Genomic DNA, 24,376 nt, shown 5'->3' with positions numbered 1-24,376 from the left:
CTCAAAGCGCACATGGACACGTCAAAAAATAACGACAAACTGCTGGCCGAAGCACTTAAGCGCTGCGCTTCGGAGCAAATTCAGTACGTCGGAGCAATACAAAATCATGGCGTGCTGCTGGCCTACGACGAACACGAGATTGTGCGGATGTGCAGTAACAATTTGAAGATGTTTTTTAAGCAGTCGGTTTTAGAATCAATTGGACACCCCGTTGCGAACCTAATCGGCGCGGACTTAGTAGCGCAAATCCGCGAACTCATCACACGGCCCGGCAATTGGCATCTTTATCCGTTTAGGTTACCCGCCGTTAATTCAGCCCAAGACGGAAAATTGGGGGCAACCGTTCATCGCGCCGATCAATTGGTGGTGCTTGAAATTAGCCTAGAACCATCAGAAAGCACGCGCACTCCGTGCGAACTGTTATCGGCGATCGTTCGGCATACTAAGCAAATTCAACAGTTCGACGATGTGGCCAGTTACTGCGGATTTATCACCGATGAAATTCGCCGCCTAACCAACTTTGATCGAGTAAAAATCTATCGTTTCGACAGTCAGTGGAACGGCACCGTGATTGCAGAGAGTCGCAACGACGCGCTACCTTCCTTACTGAATCATCATTTTCCGGCTTCCGATATTCCCCCTCAAGCTCGGGCGCTGTATGAAAAAAGGATGATGCGCAATTTGGTCGATACCGAAGCTGAGCCGGTAATGATTATTCCTAAAATCAACCCAAGCACTGACAAGCCGCTCGATCTGAGCTTGTCCGTGTTGCGCTCGGTCTCACCAGTCCACATCAATTACCTAGGCATTATGGGTGTGCGCTCCACAGTGACGCTGCCGCTGATTCAGAATGAAAAGCTGTGGGGCTTAATGACTTGCCACAATACCCAGCCCATCTACATTCCGGTCAGTTTGCGCGAAACGATTGAAGTTATCGCCAGTACTTTTTCGCTAAAAATTGAGGCGCTCGAGTCCCTCATCCAAGCCAAGGCGATGGAGGCTGGGCGGATCAAACAACAGAAACTTGCTCAGCTCATCCGCAGCCGCGAACTCAGCTCGGTACTCGCCGAATTCCAAGCGGAATATCTCAGTTTGGCGGAAGCATCGGGCAGCTTTATTGTAATTGACGAGAACGAATATTCTATTGGGGAAATACCACAGAGAGCGCAATTAAACGAGCTAATCCAATGGCTAAAAACTCAGCCCTTGGCCGACGGTGTCTTCATCACCGACAGTTTAGGCAAATTATTTGCTCCGGCCCAAGCGTATGCTGACATCGCCTCTGGCTTAATGCTAATCGCGCTCGATCATCTATTTACCACCTACATTTTGTGGTTCAGATCAGAAACAATACGAAATATTCCTTGGGCAGGGTCGCCCTAAAACCGAGTGATTCGCGATGAGCAAGGGCCGCTCATCGACCCGCACCGTTCATTTAATACTTGGCTAGAGACCGCGCACGGCTTTTCGGAGCCGTGGCCCAATACCAATGTCGATGCGGTTAAGCTGTTTTCTTTTTCGATCGTTCAGCAGCTTATGACACAGGCACAACACGATGCCTTGAGTGATCCGCTCACTGGACTGAACAATCGGCGTCAATTCTTTAAACAGGCGCGACGCCAATTCCATCAAGCGCAACGTTATCAACTTCCGATGTCGGTCATGGTGTTTGATATCGACCATTTCAAACGCGTCAACGACCAACACGGCCACCAAATCGGCGATATTGTTTTACAAGCCGTCGCCAAAGACAGCCAAAGCGCCATCCGTGATTCCGATTTGCTTGGTCGAATCGGTGGGGAAGAGTTTGCGATCGTGTTACCCAACACCGATCTGGAGGCGGCTAAAACCTTTGCCAATCGGCTTTGTCACGCCGTCCCGCAGCATCCGATTAAGGGCGAATGGGGCACAATTACCCCGACCATTAGTATCGGGGTGGTGATGCGGCAAGAACTGGATGCGGATTTTGAAACGCTGTTGAATCGGGCCGATAAGGCCATGTACTGCGCCAAGAAAATGGGGCGCAATCAAGTGCATGCGCCCTTGATTTTCCCCAAAACGTAATTTTTTTCTTAGCACTGCCAGCGCGCTGCTGGCGAATCAGATCAAGAACCTTCGCCGTCCAATTTAAAATTGAATTCCAAGGTGGTTGTCATTGGTTTTGAGATTGGCGCGTATTTCCACTGCATCGCTGCAGCAATTACTGCTTTGTCGAAATATTTACGTGGCGTTGCTTTGATGATTTCGACTTTAGAAACGCGGCCATCGGTTTCAATCGACACTTGCGCGGTCACTAGGCCGGATGTTACGCCATCCTGCGCCGCTGTCTTGGGATACTTAGGCTGCTCTTTGGCAATCACGCTCAGCGTCGGCGTTTGCGCTACCGCCGGTGCTGGGGTTGGTGCTGGCGCGGCGGCAACAACCTTAGCGGCTTCTTTCTCTTTCGCTGCGGCAGCAACTTTCGCAGCTAATGCTTTAGCGTTGGCGTCCGCGATCAACTTCGCATCGGCTGCGGCCTTAGCATCGGCGGCGGCTTTCGCATCCGCAATTTGTTTGGCTTCTTTCGCTTCAGCCGCTAACTTGGCATCTTTAGCTTCTTTGGCCTGCTTTTCTTCTTTAGCTATCTGCGCTGGTGTTTTGGTGGACGCCATGTCCATCCATTTCATTGCATCAGCGGTGTCTCCCAGCTTGACTGTCTTTTTAACTAATCCAGTTGCTTGAGATGCAGCGGGCGCTGTGGATTTGGCTGCAGTGGCAGCGGCGTCGGGAGCCTCGTCTTTACCGCAAGCTGCGCACAGCAGCAGTACGAAGGCTAGGTTGAATGCAAGAACCGACCATCTTTTGGCATTCACAGTGGGTAGCGTATTCATGGTTTTCCTAGGCAAAGTAAGCAGTTCAGAATGTTGTAACAGGTAATGACAAAATGTTTCCGCACGAAAATATTAACACAGCGCAAAATAAAATATGGCAACTGTATCTGTAAATCAACACAAAACAAAATTTAACATAAAAAATTTAGAATTAATTCAAATTTAATTCAGATATAAAGGGAAAACTCCCGAATTAACCACCGCTGCAATGCAGCATATTACGCAACAGTCGAAATGAACATGTCAGCATTATGCTGCGCTTTGTGTAGGACTAAAACTTACATCAATTTGCTCGTCATTAAGCAATGATTTGCGATAGAATCCGCGCTCATCCGCACGCACCTGCTGCACAATCTGGCTCAATCCATCTCTATGAATAGATTCTTGGCAGTACTCGTCGTCATTATCTTTGCCAGCTACGCACTGATTGAGGAACAGTTTATTGCGCTGCAAATTTATGCTGTTGTAAGTTGCGTCACATTGTTTTGTTATTGGATGGATAAACGCGCGGCCATCAATGGCACTGCCCGGATTCCAGAATCAAGCTTGCATCTCTTGGCGCTATTCGGCGGCTGGCCGGGCGCTTTACTGGCTCAGCAGCTATTACGTCACAAGACAATCAAGACGCCATTCCAACTCGTGTTCTGGTTAAGTGCATTTGCCAATATTGCTGGCTTTTTGATCTTCAGCTCGCCCACGCTGCGGCAAACATTATTCACCTTATTAGCGTAAATGCTACTGGCACCTTAATCCCACAGGCGCTCATTCACAGCGCACCGATTTCCATCCAAAAACCAAACTAAACCAGCAAAATTTGCAGTTCATCCCGCCGTTTGTGCGGTTCATCGCATCCGCCTATAAAGCTCAAAATCTTTTCAATATAGTGACCTCACTGATTCATTTTTTACCAATGTTGGGCACAAAACGCGCAGTGATTTTATCCACGTGGGCACCGACATTAATGTGAACGTCAACCTTCAGGAGATTTATCATGCTTACCAAACTCATCATGTGTTCTGCCATCGCCGCAACATTATTTTCTGGTGGCGCTGTAGCCGACAGCGTTACTCCCAGCAGCGCAATAACACCCACTAACTACATCGTTGCCATCACACCGGATATCGACACGATGCGCATTGCAGGTACCGAAACGATTGAACTCAACGCCAGCAAGGCTAGCGATCAAATTCAATTTAATTACACCAATCAAAAAATCTGCCGTGTACGCTTTGATGGCGAGCCTGTGCAGACAATCACGCTTGATCCAGCCACCCATTTGGCAACGATCAAACTTCACGCACCAGCTAAGCTGGGCAAACACCATTTATCGTTCGCCTTTGTTGGCACCATTACGCATGATATGCACGGCATGTTTGTCCAACCGTATGCGAAACGGAACAGCGTGAAGGGCGAATATTTAACCGCAACCTTTGAAGGAAGCGATACGCAAAAAGTCTTCCCCGGCTTTGATCAGGCAACTTTCCCAGCGCCGGTTCAATTAAGCATTACCGTGCCTTCGGACTGGGCCGCGTGGGCCAGCTTGCCGATTGATCACAAAGAAGTGCACGGTGAATTCACCACTATCGCGTACAAATCGAGCGCTGACTTCGCCAATAACGCGCTCGAATTCTCTGGCGGTAGTTTGATGCAAAACTCAATCAATATGACTGCGAAAAACTAGGTCGGGTTGAGCTCTGAGTTGGGAGTGCAAAAGCGGCAAGATCGATGCAATTCTGCCCGTCCCTTCCGAGATCAGTCCCCAAAAAAAAGGGGTGGACAAGCTGCGCTGCCCACCCTAACCACGCACAAAAATCAAATCTACCAAGCGAAACTTAGCCCCAGCGCCACTGACGCATTGTGTGCCCCTTAATGGCATAGAGCAAAATCAAGCCATAACAAGGCAGCATTACCCAATACGCCAACTGAGAATTCGCGGCGTCCGAAATTCGGCCATACAACATCGGCAGCAACGCACCGCCCGCAATCCCCATAATTAACAGAGCCGAGCCGCTCGCCGTGTACTTACCCAAACCTTCCAAGGCCAGCGGCCAAATCGAAGGCCAAACCAAGGCATTAGCAAATCCCAGCATGGCTAAAAATATGACGGTGTTAGGCACTAACGGCACACCCGCCCAAGCCAGAATAATTTGGCAAATTCCCGTGTCGGTGGATGAGCTCAACGCCACGCCAAAAGTAAAGACAATGCCGCTCACAGCGGACAACAGCAGCGCATTTTTTTGGTTTAAAAATTTAGGTATGGTTGTCGCACCCAACACATAACCGAGCACCATAAAGCCCATGGTGTAGGAAGTGAGTACCGCAAAATTAGCGACGTTTAGATGGCGACCATATAAACCTATCGTGTCACCGGCGATGACTTCAACCCCAACATAGGCGAACAAGGCTAGCGCGCCTAAGACTAACTGCGGAAACTGCAACACGCCGAAACGCGGCAAGGCTTCTTCATTCTCCTCCTGCTTAAGCGCCAATTCTGGCAACGAAGAAAAATGCACGACCAGCATCACTACAAATAAAGCCAAGGCCATAATCGCATACGGAAAAATCAACCGCGCCGCCAACTCATTACGCAACAATTCCCGACCAGCCGCATCCAGCGCCGCCACTGCTTTATCGGAATAGTTGCTCACACCCGACAAGATCAGCGCCGAAAAAACTAAAGGCACAACGATTCCGGCACCTTTATTAAATAAGCCCAAAATACTAATCCGCATCGCCGCGCTCTCACGCGAGCCAATACAAACGATGTAAGGATTAATCGCGGTTTGCATCAAAGTCATGCCGGTTGCAAGCGTAAATAAGGCAAATAAAAATAAACCGTAGTAACTCGATTTCGCCGCCGGAATAAACAGCAATGCGCCAACTGCCATTATTCCCAAACCCATCGTCATCCCGTTTTTATAACCGATCCGACTCAGCACTGCTGCCGACGGTAAGGCCATCACGGTGTACGCAATATAAAACGCAAACGTCACCCACAAGGCTTGAAAATTATTAAGGTCGCAAACAATCTTTAAAAAAGGAATGAGTGAACCATTCAACCACGTTGCAAAGCCTAAGATAAAAAATAATAGGCTGATAAAAAACATCGCCACTACCACGTCTTTTGTTGATCCTACCGGTTGTTCATTTTTTGCCATAACAAATTCCACATTATTAAAATACGTTAAACATCACCAAACTTGGAATGTGTAGAACCGGAAAAAAAGCCCCCCAAGATTGGGAGGCTTTTTACCAACCGATCATTAAAAATTCATCCTTCAATGATCACAGGCTGATTAGAACTTACCACGCAAGCCCAAGCTGTAACGGGAACCGTTTTCATACGTACCAACCGGAATTCCAGCGGTAGTATTCATGTGCACTTTTTCGTTATTCAAGTTCACGCCGGTAGCGAACAAGCTCAGATTAGGCGTCAGATCGTAACTTGCGTTGGCATCAAATTGACCGTAGGCGCTAGTGATGTCTTGACCGCCTTCATCGAAGCCACCGTAGGTTTTCGAACGGTAGTTATACGACAAACGTGCACTGAAACCGTTTTTCTCGTAGTACGCCGAATAGTTGAAATACGATTTCGAGTTACCCACGACTTCCGCTGGTTGACCTTCTGCTGTGGCGTTGGATTTTGCATTCGTCAATGTCAAGTTAGTGACCATACCGAAACCCGCGCCAAGCGGTTGTTGCCATTGCAGTTCCAGACCATTAATCGACGCGCCAGAATTCGCATTGACTGAATGTACCACTTGCGAGGCGACGCCGTTGACCGTTTCGAAATCCGAACTAGTGTAGATGAACGTATCCAAGCGTTTGGCAAATGCGGTCGCCGACAACATGGAAGCATCGGCAAAGTACCATTCAAAGCCGGCTTCGATTTGATTAGCGTGGTAAGGCTTCAAGGTCGGATTACCACCTGAATACTTATTCGTAATCGTGCCGTCTGGTGTCAAGGCCGGGCTTAATTGCGACCAGTCTGGACGTGCCATGCCGCGTGATACGGCACCGCGCAAGATCAAGTCTTTACGCAAGTCGTACACCACGTTTAAACTTGGTAACGCATCGGTGTAAGAATGATCCACTGTGACGGACGAATAGTTTGTCGCGCCTTGCAGCTTTTCATAGCCGGTTGAGCTGTCAGCAGTTTTTACTAAACGCAAACCAAAATCGCCGCGCAATTTATCCACTTCAAAATCGGCTTTACCGTAAGCAGCGGTAATTTGCTCTTTAATGCTGTAATCGGCCGCCCAGTTATTGCTGTACACCATACCTTGGTTATACATAGGCACAACGGTATTCCAGAAAGCGCCGTTATTAACCATCGCAAACTGACTTAAGGCACCCGCCGCACTATTGAGTACTGGTGTTGAGCCAGTCGATACCGAAGCCAAAGACAATGACTGCCAGCCTGGTTGACCTGGGCCATCGGTAGCACTTTGTTGGGTATTCTTATTGGTCGCGTCGCTAATTTTTACGCCGAACTTCACATCACGGATAAACGAGCTGTTAACATCAATCGACAAATCGCCCTGCGCATAATTTTCGGTCGATTTCATCTCACGTGGATTATCGTGCGCGCTCAACAGCGACAATACATTCGGATTAGTTGGATTGATGGAGTTATACGCTACGCCAAACGTGTCGTTACCATTGGTGTTGGTTGTGATCGACGATGGAGCACCGAACCACATATCGTAATCATGCTTACTTCCACCTTTGGCATTGGTTGCGCCTGCTTGACCGTGGAACAACCAACCTTCGCCTTTGTAAGTGCCATCGACATCAAACACTTGTGAATCGACATAGGCTTTACGGAAGATAGGCTCAAACGCTAAGTTACCGCCAATTGGGTAACCATTCACGTTTTGGCCCGTGCCGGCGGTGTTGGCAGTGCCGCCCACCAAGGCTGGGCCAGTTGGTGTGTTGATGATGACGGGATTCGTGATCGTCAATGTGCCGCTCTTACCTGTTGTTGCACCCGCTGCTGCTGGTGTTGCGACACCGCCCCACAACCACAAATAGTTTTGGTTGCTGTTATCCAAATTCATGTTGGTGTTCAAGAAGCTGACCGAAATATCGGTCTGGCGATTTGGACGGAATTCCAACACTAAATTCTCAGTAGTGCGTTTGCGGTCTTGTTGGAATATCGGTGTACCACCGCCCCACGCTGCCATCACGTTTTGGGTCACTGCGCCGGTTTGCGAATTGACCACGTTGTATTGCGAACCGCCGTCGGTGAAGTTTTCTAAACCGTTACGTTGCAACGTTTGCTTTTGATCGTTCAAGGCAAATAACACACCGAACGTGTTTTGCTCATTTTTCCAATTCACCATTCCAGACAATTGCGGATCGTATTTCTTGGGCAATGTGCTATAGACTTCTTCCACCGCGAATTGGGCCGTCAATTGCTCTTTGAATTGGAACGGCTTACGTGTTTTAACGTTGATCAAGCCACCAATACTGCCTTCGTTTTGATCGGCGGATGGGCTCTTATAAATGTCCATGCTGGAGATGATTTCGGACGGCAAAATATCAAAACTAAAGCCGCGAGATTGTTGATCGTTAGCCCACCAGTAGGCGGAAGCAACGTCTTGACCATTCAACTGCGCCAAGTTCAAATCTTTGTTCGTACCGCGAATAAAAACGTCGCGATTCACGCCTAATTTATTTTCGACAGTCACACCTGGCACGCGCTGCAAAGCGTCGCCAATGTTTTTATCTGGGAATTTACCGACGTCCTCGGCAGATACCGAGTCCATCACGTTCTGTGAATCGCGCTTGGTTGCCAAGTTTTTGTTCAATGTTTCGCGGATACCGACCACTTCAATTACCTGCGGCGCACCGTCTGGCGCAGTGGCTGCGGGCGCTGCGCTTTGCGGTTCATCGGCCAAGGCAACTTGGAATGCAACGCTACCCACCATCATGGCGATTAAGCTGGGTAGAATTTTTTTCTTAAATAACGGCTGAGTCATACAAAATCTCCTAGTGTTTTAATAGTTAATTACTTTTTTATGACATGCAAAACATGAACTACAACATCGTTTTTTGCTCGAGTAGACCAATCAACCAATCCAGCAAAAATAAAGCGATTCTTAATATCCCCTGTGTTGAACTAAGCAATTTTCCTAACCGATAACGCGGCAACTTGCTGGTCCTGTGGTGCTCAGGTAAGCCCAGCCCGTTCAGGTTATTGCACCTCCTTTTTGAGGAAACTTCTATCGGTCAAGTTAGGTTTTGTAGCAAAAAAATGACGCCGCATTGGGCGTCCAAATAACCATACAACTGGGGGGTGGCATGGCTAACGGTAGCGTGGTTTGCACCACGTTAAAAATCCTTTCAATGCTTGCAAAACCGGTCGCCGCATTAAGCATGCGACTACTTCTAAATGGATAGTTAAGCAACGGAACTGATGCTAACAGCGCAAGAATTGTAATGGAAGCATTTGCAATAAAATCCACGCAAGCAAATTAAGTCATTGATTTAAATGGAATTTAAAGAAATATTAGGCACTTAGCCTTACATTTCCTTACCTGAGCTAAACATCAAAAATGAAATTCGCTAGGTAATACCAGTGCTGCACGAAGATGAGCGTAAGACAAAGAAAGACAGTTAAAAATAAAACTTAAACTATCCTTACAAAACTTAACAAAACTCATCTTGGAGTGTTGGACGCACACAAAAAAAGCCGCGGCATTTTTGAAATAACACCGAGGCTTTTGACAATCGCGGCGGGCGGAAACTAATGCGGAAGTTTAATTGTGGCGACCAATCCGCCCTGTGGATGATTCTCTAAGATAAGTTGCCCGCCATGCGACTCAATGACGCTGCGCGCAATGCCTAGGCCCAACCCCAAGCCACCCTCGTTTTGTTCCCGTCCATGCACCAGCCGCACATAAGGGTCAAACAAACTGGAAAACGCATCGTCGGGCACACCGGGACCATGATCGCGAATTTGAATCGCGACGAAATCGTCATCCGTGCGATAGACGCTGATTTCGGCGCGCTCACCGTAGAACAAAGCGTTATCGAGCAAATTACCAATCGCTCGCTTTAGCGCTAACGGCTTACCACGCACAGTCAGACCCGATTCGATAAAGTCAACCTGATGCTTAGCTAAGTGCGCACTTCGAACCAAACGACGAATAAGCGGATCGAGCCGCACTTCGGCTGGGTTTTCGTGGATATCGCTGTCTTTTACAAACTGCAAAGCGCCTTTGACCATCATGTCCAAGTCGTCTAAATCTTCTTCAAACTCGCCGCGCAGCACATCGTCGTCGAGCAATTCTGAGCGTAGTTTTAAGCGCGTAATCGGGGTACGCAAATCGTGTGAGATCGAAATAAACAAACGTTCACGGTCTTCTAGATACCGCTGGATGCGCTGGCGCATGGCACTGAATGCGCGCGCAGTATTGATGAACTCGCGGCTACCGGTTTCGGGCAATTCCGGCATGTGTTCGCCGTTACCAAACGCTTCGGCTGCATCCGACAAGGCCGCCAACGGACGGGTAATCCAACGCACCACCATAAACGACAGCAGCAACACGGCAGCCAGCGACAAACCTTCTAGCGCCAGCCGATCGAACGACAATGGGTCGTTGCCATTCAAAAAATACGGATTGGGCATTAAGGTCGCCAGGTACAGCCAATTGCCCGGTTCCAGCTCAGTTTGAATCACCAAGATTGGCGCAGGATCGGGCTTAATCAACAGAATGTGTTGCACCCAACTCTCAGGCAAATCGCCTATCCGCATGCCGTCAGCGGTGGTCGTTAATTGATCGGGCCATGCAAAGGCCAAGTGAAATTCAGGGCTGTTCGGCAAATCCTGCTTGAGCGTTGCGCCGATTTTGTCCTTAACGGTTTGGGCTAACTTTTGTGGCTCGATTTCGGTAATCGGCACGAGCGCATTATTGGCTTGCACAAAGAATCGTGTACCGCCCATTTCGCGAAATTGCTGAATCAGCACCGTGCGGTAATTGGGCGGCAAGCTACTAAAAAATCGAATTGAGCTTGATGCGCTATGGGCTAAATATTGCGCCGCCATCTTGGCTTCAATTTCTGCCTTGGCTCGTTGCTGAGTGGCCCAGATGACGCTGCCTACTAATTGCGTAATGAGCACACCGAACACCATCACCAACGATAGTCGCCCAAGCAATGACTGCGGCAACCAGCGCCATGCAATCCGCTGGCTAGACACTGGCCACGCTCACATCAGCAGAGAATACATAGCCAGCGCCGCGTACTGTTTTGATCAATGCGAATTGTTTGCTATCGTCTTTCAGCAGCAAACGCAAACGACTAATCTGCACATCCAAGGTCCGATCAAGCGGCCCCACATCGCGCCCGCGTGTTTGCTCGCTTAAGACATTGCGGTCTAACACTTCGCCCGGATGCTCAACAAAATATTTCAGCAGTTCGTAATCCAAACCGGTGAGCGCTACTTGCACGCCATTGTTATCAACGACTTTGCGCTCCACCAAATCCATCGTAAAGCCAACGAAGCGGTAATAACGATTCGCCACCGCCGGCGCTTCCGCGGCATAGCGGCGCAAAATCGCTTTAATTCGCGCTAACAACTCCCGCGGGCTGTACGGCTTAGCCATGTAATCATCGGCACCTAATTCCAGGCCGACGATACGATCGGTTTCATCCGAACTGGCGGTCAACATAATGATGGGCACGTTGGAACGCTGACGCACAATTTTACACAAGGCAAAGCCATCGGTATCAGGCAACATCACATCCAAAATCACTAACGATAATTGGTCGACTTGGCTAGAAAACTCGTTGAGAAAACTTTCCCCGTTGTGCGACAGTTTGACTTCGTACTGATTTTTTTCCAGATAAGTTTTGAGCAGCAAGCGAGTTTTTTGGTCGTCATCCACGATGAGAATTTTACGGGTCATGTTTTTTCCTGAACTAGGCTTGGCTTGCGGCTATCTGTGGTTATTGATATTAAACGTATGAAAAATAGCAGCCAGACGTTTTTGTGTTTGGGCGGCAGTTACCGTGTCATCGGTAAAGTAGCGGTGAATCAAAACAATGATGGCGTCACGGGTTGATTCGTCGGTTGCCATGCGGTGTACCAAGCTCGGGGCTTGCACCGTTGCGCCTTGGGCGAATGTGGTCCACGAAGCGCGAGCGCAGCTATCCATTTTGCTTGGATCGGCATCTCGGCGCACCGAGACCGAGCCCTTGATCGCGTTGTAATCGGTTTGCACCGCCGGTGTGGCGATCAAGCGAGCTAATTTTTCTTGGGCGGACACGCGGGTCAAATCGTTAGCAAACATGGAGAACGTATCCACGCTGTACAAATGGTATTTGCCTGTGCCCGGCATGGCAGCGCACGAGAACTCATCATCGGTCGCAAAACCCATACCGTTTAATTCGCCTTTAGCCCAATCGCCCATGATTAACATCGCAGCTTCGTGCTTAGAAAATTGACGCACGACTTCCGGCCAAGGGCGCTCTTCGACTGGATTACTCATCCACGTTTTCATCACACGCAATCGTTCGAGCGCATCGATTAAGCGGTGATCCAAGGCGGCAGGCACACTTTGCTTAACAAATAATTCGCGCTGATACTCGGGCCCGCTTTCGGCCAAGATGAGGTTTTCAAATAGGGCCGTGACTTGCCAAGGTTCGCTACTTTGCGCTAAGGGCGTAATGCCGGCTGCTTTGAGTTTGGCGGCAGTGGCGACTAATTCATCCCAGTTTTCGGGCGGGTTGAGTTTGAGCGCGGCAAAAATCTTACGGTTGTAAAACAAGGTGTTAATGCGGTGAATTCCCAACGGGGTTGCCACCACATGTTTGCGCGGTTGAATTAGATTTTGAACAGTCGGGAAAAAGCTGGCATTCCATTTGTTAGCGAGCGAGACTTTATCAAGATCAAGCAAGAACCCTAAATCGTCCCATTCGCGGATCGAGATGCCGATGATCTGGGTGACTTCGGGCGCGTTACCGGCCAGAACGCGGCTTTTGAGCACCTTGCCAGCGCCGATTCCCGCGCCACCTGGAATCCCTGCATCACGCCAAGCAATACCTTCGTCGCCGAGCCGATTGGCCAACAGCGTCGCCGCTTTACGCTCGCTATCGGAAGTCCACCAGTGCAAAACTTGTAAACTTGAATCGGTTTGTAGCGGCGCGCTGTAGGCGTTAAGTCGCGCATCTGACAACAGCAAAGCAGCAGCCACGGCGTATAAACACAACCGAATTAAACTTACCGATGTACCGTTATTGATGAACGAAGTCACGTGGATTTTCTATCGCTACGGGCATACCTGCGAGGGTTCTATCGCAATCAAATAAGCTCTGCTGATTGAAATAAAACGCGCTCGATTCTGCCTATGAGTCTCGGATTAATGGGGCGTTATTTTTTTAGTACTTTTAATAATTTGACCCGATAATACCAAAAAGCAACGATTTCCAATAGGCATTATTAATTATCCGTTCGGCAATGATTGTGCTGCAATTGAGCAATTGAATTGTGTGATATGTAGGACCACTTTGCGTCCATGAGGAACATAAAATAGCATCACGTTCCCATCCATAAATGTTTCCCGCAAGCATAGTCAGGCGCAGCATTTGCTATTAGAATCAGGAAACATTTCCGCCACAACCGTGCTGCACTTCGCGGCATGGAATTTTTAAGGAAGCACCATTGTGAGCGATGACTCGACAATACCAGTACCAGAATCGACTCCCAAAAATCACGGACTGCGGGTCGCCATTATTGCTGTGTTTATTGTGCTGGCGAGCGCATTAAGTTATTTTTGCTTGGCCTATGAATTTGTTCCGATGGCCTGGAAATTCGTCGAGCACCGTCATCCAGCCTTGGACGATGTGGGAACCCGCTCCTACACCTCCGTCGGTATTCCGGGCGATCCGTTTAATGTGGCATTTGTTGGTAGCGAAGACGATTTGCACAAGAAAATGTTGGCCGCGGGTTGGTTTCCAGCCGATCCAATTACGCTCACTAGTTCATTACGCATCGCCAAAGATAGCGTGTTTCACAAGCCCTATCCCGATGCGCCGGTGAGCGATTTATACGTTAAAGGTCATAAACAAAATTACGCTTTTGAACAAGCCGATGGCGGCAATCCTTCTAAACGTCATCACGTACGCTTTTGGCGCGCCGACCGCTTGGATGCAATTGATCGCCCTTTGTGGGTCGGTGCAGCAACTTATGATGCGGGCGTTGGGGTCTCACACACGACTGGACAAATTACTCATCACATTGCCGCCCAAGTCGACCAAGAGCGCGATAAGTTAATCGCCGATTTACAGCGCGACAACGACCTAGTGCTGCAATGGATCGCGCCCTTCCAACAGCAATTAGAAGGCAAAAACGGCGGCGGCGATAAATTCATCACGGACGGAAGATTAGCCGTTTTTATGGTGAAATAAATCACGTCGGCACTTAATCCAATTGCGATCCTAACCTAGCACTGACACGCCGCAATTGTTCTGTACAATGTGGCCTTCATTCCTGTTAGAACACTATGACAAGCACACCAACTTCCTTCAAAAATAAGTCCATCGCCGCCCTACTCGCGTCGCTCGGTGGCAGTCTTGGTTTATATCGTTTTTATTTGGGCGGCAGCCGCGACAAATGGGCGTGGCTGCATTTAGCTAGCCTGCCGGCGTCGATCATTTTTTATCTGCTCAGCCACGGGCAAGTGCAACCGTTTTTTACTGCGATGCCTTTAATTCTTTCGGGCTTAATTGGCTTTTTAGCGTGCTTAATTATTGGCACGATGTCGGACGAAAAATGGGATGCGATATTTAATGCGAACAGCACGACTAAATCCGATACCGGCTGGCCGATTGCATTAATCTTGGTGCTCACCTTGGGAATTAGTGCTGGTTCAATGATTGCTGTGATTGCCAGAAGCTTTGATTTATTTTTTACGGGTGGTCTATACGGTTAATCGTTAGCCACGACAGCGAATAAAAAAAACGGCCAGTGAACAATCACTGGCCGTTTTTTATTGCTGCCATAACTAAACCTGATTTAGCTTAGCTAGATTTAGCTTAGAACTGTTCTGCAGCTAACGCTAACGTACCGACGCTGCCCAACACAATGCTTGTTTTTAAGCCTTGGGCTTGCACTAAATAATGCTCAGCGAAGAAACGTGCGGTACCTACTTTTGCTTGGTAGAACGATGCATCGGCTGCGCCTTGATTCAACTTGTCAACCGACACTAACGCCGCACGTGCCATTTGCCATCCGCCCAAAACGATTCCAGCTAATTTCAAATAAGGCACGCTGCCTGCAAACACGGCTTTGATATCGGACTTCATATTGCCAGCCACGTAAATCACAACTTCTTCCAACGCCGTAATCGCGCTAGAGAGTTGCGCTTCAATCGCGACTAAATCAGCGTGCTTGCTAGCCTTTAATTGCTCTGCCGTCGCGCGTGCTTCGGCCAACAAGGATTTAGCGGTTGCACCTGCATCGCGTACCGTTTTACGACCCACTAAATCGTTCGCTTGAATCGCAGTTGTGCCTTCGTAAATCGTCAAAATACGCGAATCGCGGTAATGTTGCGCTGCGCCGGTTTCTTCGATAAAGCCCATACCGCCGTGCACTTGCACACCAGTTGAAGTGACATCCAACGACATCTCAGTGGACCAGCCTTTTACAATCGGCACCAAGTATTCATAGACTGCTTGATTCTGTTTGCGCACGTCTGCGTCCGTGTGATTGTGCGCAATATCTAACTTAGCCGCAGCCACATAAGCCAAGGCACGCGCCGCTTCGGTTTGCGCGCGCATGGTCATCAACATACGTTTAACGTCTGGGTGATGAATGATCGCCACCGGACCAGCGGAACCCGCTAAATCACGCGATTGAATACGATCTTTGGCGTAGGACACCGCTTTTTGGTAAGCACGTTCAGCAATACCAATACCTTGCATACCCACGCCAAACCGCGCCGCGTTCATCATGATGAACATGTATTCCAAGCCGCGATTTTCTTCGCCGATCAAGGTACCAATTGCGCCGCCGTTATCGCCAAATTGCAGTACCGCTGTTGGGCTAGCTTTGATACCTAATTTGTGTTCAATCGATACACAATGCACATCGTTACGCGCACCTAAACTACCGTCGGCATTCACCAAGAATTTAGGCACTAAAAACAGTGAAATGCCTTTTACGCCTTCTGGTGCGTTGGGCGTGCGAGCCAAGACCAGATGCACGATATTTTCTGCCATATCGTGTTCACCGTAAGTGATGTAAATCTTGGTGCCGAATACAGCAAACGTGCCATCGTCACGCGGCACAGCGCGGCTACGTACCATCGCCAAATCCGAACCGGCTTGTGGCTCGGTCAGATTCATCGTGCCGGTCCATTGACCGCTGACGAGCTTTTCCAAATAAATCGCTTTGAGTTCATCGCTACCAGCCGTCAACAAGGCTTCGATTGCGCCATCGGACAATAACGGGCACAGAGCAAAGGAAATCGATGCGGAATTTAGCATTTCTAGACACGGCGTTGCCACCAGCTTTGGCAAACCCTGACCACCAAACTCGGTCGGGTGCTGCACGCCTTGCCAACCAGCTTCGGCAAATTGTTTAAAGGCTTCTTTAAAACCTTTGGTCGTAGTGACTTGGCCGTCTTTCCATGAACTTGGCGCTTGGTCGCTAGGCCAATTTAATGGAGCAATCACTTCACCGGCGAACTTGGCGTTTTCTTCCAGAATCGCTTCCACCGTATCAGGGGTAGCATCTTCGCAATTTGGCAGCGCGTTAATTTGTTTTAATCCAGCTAATTCGTTCAATACGAACAGCATGTCTTTTAAAGGGGCGTTATAGCTCATTGATTACTCCAAAAAATAAACAGGTGGAAGTTTGAAAACTTACCACCTGTCTTTGATTGCAATACAGAATACGGACTTAACGTAACGTCTGTTAATTAACCGAGCTCAGCGATCAGTTGTGGCACAACTTCAAATAAATCACCGACGATACCGTAATCAGCGACTGAGAAAATCGGCGCTTCTGGATCTTTGTTGATCGCAACGATGGTTTTGGAATCTTTCATCCCAGCCAAATGTTGGATCGCGCCAGAAATACCGACAGCAATATACAACGTAGGAGCTACGATCTTACCGGTTTGACCAACTTGCCAGTCATTCGGCACATAGCCCGCATCCACCGCAGCGCGGGAAGCACCCATTGCTGCGCCCAATTTATCGGCCAACGGTTCCAATAATTTGAAGTTATCGCCCGAGCCCATACCGCGACCACCTGAAACAATGATCTTGGCCGCTGTCAATTCTGGACGATCTGATTTTGCGACTTCACGTGAGACGAAACTGGACTTGCCAGAATCAGCCACCGCAGCGATATTTTCAATCGTGGCAGATCCGCCAGTTGCCGCTGCATCAAAACCAGTGGTACGTACGGTAATGACTTTCACTGCGTCTTTGGACTGCACCGTTGCAATCGCATTACCTGCGTAGATTGGGCGCTCAAACGTATCCGGTGAAATCACTTTTGTAATTTCAGAAACTTGGGCAACGTCTAATAACGCTGCAACGCGTGGCAGAATGTTTTTACCGTAAGCGGTTGCTGGCGCCAAAATATGGCTATAACCAGCAGCGATGGCGATGACTTGCGCGGCACAGTTTTCCGCCAAACCATCGGCAAAATACGGCGCATCAGCGACGATTACCTTGCTCACACCCGCTAATTGAGCCGCGGCTTGGGCTGCAGCGGACGCATTGTGACCAGCAACTAATACGTGAACATCGCCACCGCATTGCACTGCGGCGGTCACTGTATTGGCTGTGCTGCCTTTTAAACTGAGGTTGTCGTGTTCAGCAATAACAAGTGTCGTCATTTATATCACCTTGGCTTCATTTTTAAGTTTGGCGACTAAAGTAGCCACGTCTGGAACGATAATTCCGGCGCTGCGTTGCGCTGGCTCGACCACTTTTAAGGTTGTTACACGCGGAGTAACGTCAACGCTTAAGTCAGCAGGTTTAACGTTATCCAATTGTTTTTTCTTGGCCTTCATGATGTTAGGCAATGTCACATAACGCGGCTCATTCAAGCGCAAGTCGGTAGTAACAATCGCTGGCAAAGTGAGGGACAAGGTTTCTAAACCGCCGTCAACTTCGCGCGTCACGCTAACTTTACCGTCAGCGACAACAACTTTGGAGGCAAAAGTAGCTTGGGGCCAGCCCAACAACGCAGCCAACATTTGACCAGTTTGGTTGCTATCGTCATCGATCGCTTGTTTGCCCAAAATGATTAAAGAGGGTTGTTCTTTGTCAGCCAACGCTTTGAGTAATTTGGCTACCGCCAATGGCTGCAAATCAGCATCGGTTTCCACCAAAATGCCGCGATCGGCGCCAATTGCCATGGCGGTACGCAGGGTTTCTTGACATTGTGCAACGCCGCAAGACACGGCAATAATTTCGGCCGCAACGCCAGCTTCTTTCAAACGAACCGCTTCTTCAATCGCAATTTCATCGAAGGGATTCATCGACATCTTAACGTTGGCGATATCCATACCTGAATGGTCGGATTTGACGCGTACCTTGACGTTATAGTCAACCACGCGTTTGACTGGTACTAGAATTTTCATATTTTTTGCCTGTGCAAAGTTCAATTGACGTTCACGTAAAGCGAAGATTATAAACTGTGTAGCGGTTCTAATCTACCGGCCGTAATTTAGCACGACCGTACTATTTATTCCATCCCACTACTAGAGCAAAACTCCTAAATACAACAATGTGACTCACAATTTGCGCTGGTTTCAGATTAATTGCTGGAATGCCTGATTGCAATAAAAAAGCCCGCAAATAATGGCGGGCTTTCTAAATGACGTTATTAGCAGCTAAAACATACTTATTTACGTTTTATATAGTATTCAAATTCTTGCAAATGTTCTTCATGAGCAATTAGCTCGTTCCCAGTTTGCTTGGAGAAAGCTTGGAAATCGCGTATCGAACCAGGGTCGGTCGAGATCACATGCAGAATTTCTCCGCTAATCATGTCAGCGAGGGCTTTTTTGGCTTTGAGAATTGGAAGAGGACAATTTAAACCGCGAGCGTCCAGTTCTTTATTGAATTGCATAATTTCCATCCAGTATTAATTGGGACAAACAATAAGCTAATTTTACCGCAAATATACCATCATGGTGCGTCGCAACAAAGAACTGTCTCAAAGCAACACAATTTAACCATTTTTAACGGAATTTTTGCATCAAATTGATGAATTAATGCAGATTCCAACTAAAAACACCCTATTTATGCTATTCCCGCACATCAAAATTGCCCTATTTTGGGATGCAGTGCAGCGTTTCTTGAGGGTAGCCCCTAATTCTTACGGCCAAATTACTCAAAAAAACCTAGCTTAAACACCGTTAAGCTAGGTTAGGTTTTATTTCTGCAAATAGAAAGAACAACAGAATTAAACGCGCTCAGTAACCCACGCCGTCACACTGGCCAAAGCAGCCGCCAAACCATCGGGATTCGCTCCACCCGCTTGAGCGATGTCAGGGCGACCACCGCCTTTGCCGCCAACTTGCTGCGCGACGAAATTGACTAATTCACCGGCTTTTACTTTGCTAGTGACATTAGAAGTCACACCCGCAACCAAGCTGACTTTGCCGTCCTGCACTGCAGCTAACAGGATAACGGCAGATTTTAAGGATTCCTTGAGTTTCTCGGTGACTTCACGCAACGCGGTGGAGTCAGCGCCATCCAAAACGGCGGCTAACACTTTAACGCCATTGATCTCGATCGCTTGCGAAGCCAGCTCGTTACCTTGATTGGCAGCCAATTTTGACTTCAATTGGTTCATTTCTTTTTCCAGCGACTTAACTTGGTCTTGGACCAACATAATGCGCTGTAATAAATCGTCCGGCTGGGTTTTTAATAAGCTCGATGCCTCGGCAATGCGGGCCGTTAAGTTTTGCACTAACTGCACAGCGACTTCACCGGTCACCGCTTCGACACGACGAATACCTGCTGCGATACCGCCTTCGGAGACAATCTTAAACAAGCCGATATCACCGGTACGTTTTACATGCGTACCGCCACATAATTCGCGCGAGCTACCGATATCCAAGACGCGCACTTCGTCGCCGTATTTTTCACCAAACAGCGCCATCGCGCCGTGCTTAACCGCATCGTCAAACGCCATAACTTGTGCTTGAGTCGCGTTATTGGCGAGGATTTCGCGGTTGACGATATCTTCGACTTGACGAATTTCTTCAGCGGTCATGCCGGCGTTGTGGCTGAAGTCGAAACGGGTTTTTTCGGCGTCAACTAACGACCCTTTTTGCGAAACATGTGAACCGAGAACTTCACGTAATGCTTTGTGCATCAAGTGCGTGGCTGAATGATTACGCATGGTTTGGGCGCGCACTTGCTCGTCCACGTGTGCTTCTAAGGTTTGACCGATTGTCAGAGTACCGTGCACTAATTCGCCATGGTGACCGAACACATCGGGCTGCACTTTAGTCGTGTCGGTTACTTGGAAAGTGACGCCAGCAGCGGACAAGGCACCACGGTCGCCGCACTGTCCGCCTGATTCAGCGTAAAACGGTGTGGTATCCAAAACGACCAAGGCAGGTTGGCCGGCGCTGATTTGCTGCACTGGACTGCCTTCAACGTACAAAGCAATGACTTTGCCTTCTTGCGCTAATTTGTCGTAACCGACGAAATTGGTTTTCGCGCCGCTGTATTCGATACCAGCGTTCATTTTGAACTTACCGGCTGCGCGCGCGGTTTGCTTTTGGTGTTCCATCGCTGCGTCGAAACCGGCTTGATCCAATTCCACATTACGTTCGCGGCAAATATCAGCGGTTAAATCTAATGGGAAGCCGTAGGTGTCATACAAAGTGAATGCAGTGCGGCCATCTAGACGCTTGTCGTCTTTCGCTAACGCTGCTTCTAAAATCTTCATGCCATGTTCCAGCGTTTCGCCAAAACGTTCTTCTTCTTGCTGCAACACTTGCGCTACGCGGTCCGCGTTTTGCGCTAATTCTGGATAGGCTGAGCCCATTTCCAACACTAAATCTGCGACTAATTTATAAAAGAATGGCTTAGTTTGGCCTAGTTTGTGACCATGACGCAAAGCGCGGCGAGTAATGCGGCGCAATACATAACCACGGCCTTCGTTGCCGGGGATAATGCCATCGACGATCAAAAATGCAGCACAACGAATGTGGTCCGCGATGACTTTTAACGAGTTGTGATTTAAATCGGTACAGGCTGTTTCGCGTGCGGCGGCTTTAATTAATTGTTGGAAAGCGTCGATTTCATAGTTGGAATGCACATGCTGCAATACCGCGGCCAAACGTTCCAAACCCATACCCGTATCGACACAAGGTTTTGGCAATGGATGCAATACGCCTTGCTCATCCTTGTTGTATTGCATGAACACCAAGTTCCAGATTTCGATAAAACGGTCGCCATCTTCTTCGGCTGAACCCGGAGGGCCACCCCAGATTTCTGCGCCGTGATCGTAGAAAATCTCGGTACATGGGCCGCAAGGTCCGGTGTCGGCCATTTGCCAGAAATTGTCCGATGCGTAAGGCGCGCCTTTATTGTCGCCAATGCGAATAATGCGCTCAGCGGGTACACCGATTTCGTTTAACCAAATCGCGTAGGCTTCATCGTCAGACTGGTACACAGTCACGGTCAGTTTATCTTTTGGCAGGCCGTAGACTTTGGTCAGCAATTCCCACGCATAGTGAATCGCATCGCGTTTGAAATAATCGCCAAACGAAAAATTACCCAGCATTTCAAAGAATGTATGGTGACGCGCGGTATAGCCGACGTTTTCTAAATCGTTATGCTTACCGCCCGCACGCACGCAGCGTTGCGCGGTTGTGGCGCGGGTGTATGCGCGTTGATCCTGACCTAAAAACACGTCTTTAAACTGCACCATGCCTGAATTGGTGAACAACAAGGTTGGATCGTTGCCGGGGATCAGGCTAGAAGAGCGCACGATGCTGTGGCCCTTGGATTCAAAGAATTTAAGGAATTTTTCGCGGATTTCTGACGATTTCATGTTCGGATTGGCTATAAAAAATGGGGGAAACTGCAAAGTTGGTGGGTGATTATACGTGATCTAAGGGCTTTTTCTACAGCAAACAATTGCCATAAAGCCGCCAAAAAGCCGCGCTTTTCGCTTATTTAGTCAGAAAATCCGCTAAAAACGCAGCATTTAGGCAAAATCCGGTCCGATTAAGGTCAATCGATCGGTAAATAACGCATCCACGCCCCACGCAAGCAATTCTTGCGCGCGGCTAATTTCATTCACGGTGTAGCAACTCAAGCCATAACCGGCGCGTTGAATTTGTTCGGCGACGAGTTGGCTTAAATGCCGTTGATTGGTGTGCAAGGTGATCGCCTCCAACTCACGCAAATGCGCCAGCCAATTGATGGGAATTTGGTCGAATAAAACCCCGCGTGGAATATGGGCCGCCGTTGCTCTAGCGGCCGCAATTGCGGTTAACGAGAAGGACGAAAATAACGGTAATTGCGCGCTCTTGTGTTGATAAAAATCGGAAGTAAATTGCGCGACAATTTGCCCGGTTATTTGCTCAAAACCAGTCGCTGGCTTGATCTCCACATTCATCCAAATCCCGCGCTGCGAGCAAAAATCCAACACTTCTTGATACAGCGGAACACGGCAATGGGCGAATTTAGCACCAAACCAACTGCCCGCGTCCATTTGCACAAGATCGGCTGCCAGCGTATCGCAAATTAACCCTTCCCCAGCGATCGTGCGCCCCAACTCTTCGTCGTGCACCACGACCGGAATCAGGTCTTTTGTTAGCATTACGTCAAACTCCACGGCCCGAAAACCGTGATTAAATCCACATTCAAACGCCGCCAAGGTGTTTTCTGGTGCTAAGCTACCGCCTCCGCGATGCGCAATTATTTTGGGATAAGGCCACATGATTGTTCCCGCTAAAGTACTTACGTTAGAAAATAATTTGAGACATTCCAGGGCGTGTTGACATATGATTTGAGAGATGCGTTCGACCCAAAACGCGGGCTGACAAGGCGGAGCTCGCAGTTGGGGCTAGTGCCCCAACAAGAGATTCAACGCAGTCCAGCGTGCGTTTTGGGTTGAACCCGTAGGGAAAGGGACAGAATAGGCGCATGGCTACGTTGCATCCTGCTGACAGTGCTCGCACTGCGTCGCAGTCTGCGCCTTGCCCTGCACCTATTCTGCCGCTTTCGCACTCCTAAATCATATGTCAACACGCCCTAGAATGACAAACAACACCCAACCAACTTCTCTGCAACATATTCGCGTACTCGATTTAACCCGCGTGCTGGCCGGCCCTTGGTGCACGCAAAACTTAGCCGACTTGGGCGCTGACGTGATCAAAGTCGAGCGTCCCGGCGTGGGAGATGATACTCGCAGTTGGGGCCCACCATACGCGCCTGATGCCGAGGGCAAAAACAGCAGCGAGGCAGCTTATTACCTGACCGCCAATCGCGGTAAGCGCTCAATTACCTTGGACATTGCCACGCCCGAAGGCCAGCAAGTGATCCGCCATTTAGTGATGCAATCGGATGTGGTGATTGAAAACTACAAGGTCGATCAACTCAAAAAATACGGTTTAGATTACGCGTCCTTGTCCGCATTAAAACCAGACTTGGTTTATTGCTCGATTACTGGCTTTGGTCAAACCGGACCTTATGCCTCGCGCTCCGGCTACGATTTTATTATTCAAGGCATGGGCGGCTTAATGTCGATTACCGGTGAGCGCGATGAATTGCCCGGTGGCGGGCCACAAAAGGCTGGTGTGGCGATTACCGATTTAATGACTGGTATGTACGCCACGATTGCGATCTTGGCCGCTCTTACCCACAAAGAACGCACTGGCGTTGGGCAATACATCGATTTGGCTTTATTGGATGTGCAAGTGGCGATGCTGGCTAACGTCGGCAGCAATTATTTAAGCAGCGGTAAAACACCGAATCGCTGGGGCAACGCGCACGCCAATATCGTGCCTTATCAAACCTTCGCCACCTCGGACGGACATATCATTGTGGCCGCGGGCAATGATGGCCAATACCGCCAGTTTGTGCTCGCCGGTGGTTGTCCTGAATTAGCAACCGATGAGCGCTTTTTAACCAATCCACAGCGCGTAGAATTGCGCGACACCTTGGTGCCGTTGCTGGCTGAAATGGTAAAGAAGAAATCCAAGGCCGAATGGCTAGCACTGCTTGAAGACGCGGGCGTGCCTTGCGGCCCGATCAACCGATTAGATGAAGTGTTCGCTGATCCGCAAGTCCAAGCGCGTGAATGCGAAATCAAATTACCGCATCCCACAGCAGGCAATGTCAAATTGGTTGCCAGCCCGATTCGCATGTCAGAAACTCCGCCGCGTTACGACGTCGCTCCGCCCTTGCTGGGGCAACATACCGATCAAATTTTGCATGAATTGTTGGGTTATTCTGCCGACCAACTAGCGCAATTGCGCGAGAAAAAAGTTATCTAAATTTAAGCG

At 48.9% G+C, this 24,376-nt stretch carries 19 protein-coding genes; 7 read left to right on the top strand and 12 right to left on the bottom strand.

The genetic code is table 11. The annotated features are described in order from the left end of the window. The first annotated feature begins 12 nt into the window (after window positions 1-12). Window positions 13-1,383: a GAF domain-containing protein gene (locus E2I14_RS05545; RefSeq protein WP_133326268.1), complete on the top strand. Its 1,371-nt coding sequence runs from the start codon at window positions 13-15 to the stop codon at window positions 1,381-1,383. Between the two features lie 6 nt (window positions 1,384-1,389). Continuing rightward, entirely contained in the window at window positions 1,390-2,064 is a 675-nt protein-coding gene (locus E2I14_RS05540) for a sensor domain-containing diguanylate cyclase (protein WP_133326266.1), read from the top strand. Window positions 2,065-2,105: 41 nt separating this feature from the next. On the opposite strand, the gene E2I14_RS05535 is transcribed toward E2I14_RS05540, so the two are convergent. Then, complete coding sequence (locus E2I14_RS05535; protein ID WP_133326264.1) at window positions 2,106-2,870, bottom strand: energy transducer TonB; 765 nt, start codon at window positions 2,868-2,870, stop codon at window positions 2,106-2,108. A gap of 384 nt (window positions 2,871-3,254) precedes the next feature. On the opposite strand from E2I14_RS05535, the gene E2I14_RS05530 reads away from it, so the two are divergent. Beyond that, window positions 3,255-3,602, top strand: a complete 348-nt coding sequence (locus E2I14_RS05530; RefSeq protein WP_227544608.1) for a DUF1294 domain-containing protein — start codon at window positions 3,255-3,257, stop codon at window positions 3,600-3,602. 259 nt (window positions 3,603-3,861) lie between these two features. Beyond that, window positions 3,862-4,551, top strand: a complete 690-nt coding sequence (locus E2I14_RS05525; protein WP_133326260.1) for a gluzincin family metallopeptidase — start codon at window positions 3,862-3,864, stop codon at window positions 4,549-4,551. Window positions 4,552-4,702: 151 nt separating this feature from the next. On the opposite strand, the gene E2I14_RS05520 is transcribed toward E2I14_RS05525, so the two are convergent. The 5 genes from E2I14_RS05520 to E2I14_RS05500 all read right to left on the bottom strand — a co-directional run bounded on the left by E2I14_RS05520 (window position 4,703) and on the right by E2I14_RS05500 (window position 13,132). Further along, window positions 4,703-6,028, bottom strand: a complete 1,326-nt coding sequence (locus E2I14_RS05520) for a sugar MFS transporter (protein WP_133326258.1) — start codon at window positions 6,026-6,028, stop codon at window positions 4,703-4,705. 138 nt (window positions 6,029-6,166) lie between these two features. Beyond that, on the bottom strand, window positions 6,167-8,854 hold the full coding sequence (locus E2I14_RS05515) for a TonB-dependent receptor (protein WP_133326256.1): 2,688 nt from the start codon (window positions 8,852-8,854) through the stop codon (window positions 6,167-6,169). A gap of 767 nt (window positions 8,855-9,621) precedes the next feature. Continuing rightward, window positions 9,622-11,010, bottom strand: a complete 1,389-nt coding sequence (locus E2I14_RS05510) for an ATP-binding protein (protein WP_133327115.1) — start codon at window positions 11,008-11,010, stop codon at window positions 9,622-9,624. A 58-nt stretch (window positions 11,011-11,068) separates the two neighbouring features. Further along, on the bottom strand, window positions 11,069-11,785 hold the full coding sequence (locus E2I14_RS05505) for a response regulator (protein WP_133326254.1): 717 nt from the start codon (window positions 11,783-11,785) through the stop codon (window positions 11,069-11,071). A gap of 30 nt (window positions 11,786-11,815) precedes the next feature. Further along, the gene (locus E2I14_RS05500) at window positions 11,816-13,132 is read right to left on the bottom strand and encodes an ABC transporter substrate-binding protein (protein ID WP_227544604.1); all 1,317 of its coding nucleotides are present in this window, start codon (window positions 13,130-13,132) and stop codon (window positions 11,816-11,818) included. Between the two features lie 409 nt (window positions 13,133-13,541). Between E2I14_RS05500 and E2I14_RS05495 the strand changes: the two genes are divergently transcribed. Both E2I14_RS05495 and E2I14_RS05490 read left to right on the top strand, forming a co-directional pair. Continuing rightward, window positions 13,542-14,285 (top strand): LssY C-terminal domain-containing protein, encoded by a 744-nt coding sequence (locus tag E2I14_RS05495; RefSeq protein ID WP_206105586.1) that lies wholly within the window; start codon window positions 13,542-13,544, stop codon window positions 14,283-14,285. A gap of 95 nt (window positions 14,286-14,380) precedes the next feature. Continuing rightward, entirely contained in the window at window positions 14,381-14,809 is a 429-nt protein-coding gene (locus E2I14_RS05490) for a TM2 domain-containing protein (RefSeq protein ID WP_133326250.1), read from the top strand. Window positions 14,810-14,912: 103 nt separating this feature from the next. Here E2I14_RS05490 and E2I14_RS05485 read toward each other — a convergent pair whose 3' ends face one another. The 6 genes from E2I14_RS05485 to ugpQ form a co-directional block, all read right to left on the bottom strand. Continuing rightward, window positions 14,913-16,703: an acyl-CoA dehydrogenase gene (locus tag E2I14_RS05485; protein WP_133326248.1), complete on the bottom strand. Its 1,791-nt coding sequence runs from the start codon at window positions 16,701-16,703 to the stop codon at window positions 14,913-14,915. Between the two features lie 95 nt (window positions 16,704-16,798). Next, window positions 16,799-17,728, bottom strand: a complete 930-nt coding sequence (locus E2I14_RS05480; RefSeq protein ID WP_133326246.1) for an electron transfer flavoprotein subunit alpha/FixB family protein — start codon at window positions 17,726-17,728, stop codon at window positions 16,799-16,801. Continuing rightward, on the bottom strand, window positions 17,729-18,478 hold the full coding sequence (locus E2I14_RS05475; RefSeq protein ID WP_133326244.1) for an electron transfer flavoprotein subunit beta/FixA family protein: 750 nt from the start codon (window positions 18,476-18,478) through the stop codon (window positions 17,729-17,731). It abuts the gene before it with no gap. Between the two features lie 263 nt (window positions 18,479-18,741). Beyond that, window positions 18,742-18,969, bottom strand: coding sequence for a sulfurtransferase TusA family protein (locus E2I14_RS05470; protein WP_133326242.1), 228 nt, complete (start codon window positions 18,967-18,969; stop codon window positions 18,742-18,744). Between the two features lie 336 nt (window positions 18,970-19,305). Beyond that, window positions 19,306-21,915 (bottom strand): alanine--tRNA ligase, encoded by a 2,610-nt coding sequence (alaS, locus tag E2I14_RS05465; protein ID WP_133326240.1) that lies wholly within the window; start codon window positions 21,913-21,915, stop codon window positions 19,306-19,308. Window positions 21,916-22,071: 156 nt separating this feature from the next. Beyond that, window positions 22,072-22,809: a glycerophosphodiester phosphodiesterase gene (gene ugpQ, locus E2I14_RS05460; RefSeq protein WP_133326238.1), complete on the bottom strand. Its 738-nt coding sequence runs from the start codon at window positions 22,807-22,809 to the stop codon at window positions 22,072-22,074. A gap of 319 nt (window positions 22,810-23,128) precedes the next feature. Here ugpQ and E2I14_RS05455 point away from each other — a divergent pair, with 319 nt between their 5' ends. Further along, window positions 23,129-24,367 carry a CaiB/BaiF CoA transferase family protein gene (locus E2I14_RS05455; protein WP_133326236.1) on the top strand — a complete coding sequence of 413 codons (1,239 nt, stop codon included), beginning with the start codon at window positions 23,129-23,131 and terminating at the stop codon, window positions 24,365-24,367. Window positions 24,368-24,376 lie beyond the last annotated feature (9 nt).

It is taken from the genome of Sapientia aquatica, from assembly GCF_004358105.1.
Taxonomy (GTDB): domain Bacteria; phylum Pseudomonadota; class Gammaproteobacteria; order Burkholderiales; family Burkholderiaceae_D; genus Solimicrobium; species Solimicrobium aquaticum.
The sequence above is the reverse complement of the archived record's forward strand: the minus strand, read 5'-3'. Positions and strand labels throughout refer to the sequence as shown.